The sequence below is a fragment of the Kitasatospora sp. NPDC005748 genome, from assembly GCF_040630735.1.
Taxonomy (GTDB): domain Bacteria; phylum Actinomycetota; class Actinomycetes; order Streptomycetales; family Streptomycetaceae; genus Kitasatospora.
In genome coordinates, this window is sequence record NZ_JBEXYD010000098.1 from 4,046 (window position 1) to 4,333 (window position 288).

Consider the following 288-nt stretch of genomic DNA (forward strand, 5'->3'; position numbering starts at 1 on the left):
CGGGTGTTCTGGTCGTCCGGCCACTGCTCCCCGAGTACTTGCAGGGCGGTGCTGCGGATGTACGGGTGGGTGCCGGTGCCGGTGCCGGTGCCGGTGCCAGTGTCGGTGGCGGCGGTCAGGAGGGCTTGGCGGGTGTTCTGGTCGTCCGGCCACTGCTCCCCGAGTACTTGCAGGGCGGTGCTGCGGATGTACGGGTGGGTGCCGGTGCCGGTGCCGGTGCCGGTGCCGGTGCCGGTGCCAGTGTCGGTGGCGGCGGTCAGGACGGCTCGGTGAGTGTTCTGGTCGTCC

1 protein-coding gene is annotated in these 288 nt (G+C 71.9%); it reads right to left on the reverse strand.

Annotated elements, in window-relative coordinates; all coding sequences use genetic code 11:
* The coding region (locus ABZ495_RS35300; RefSeq protein ID WP_359840025.1) for a hypothetical protein at positions 1–288 on the reverse strand (288 nt) is incomplete at both ends.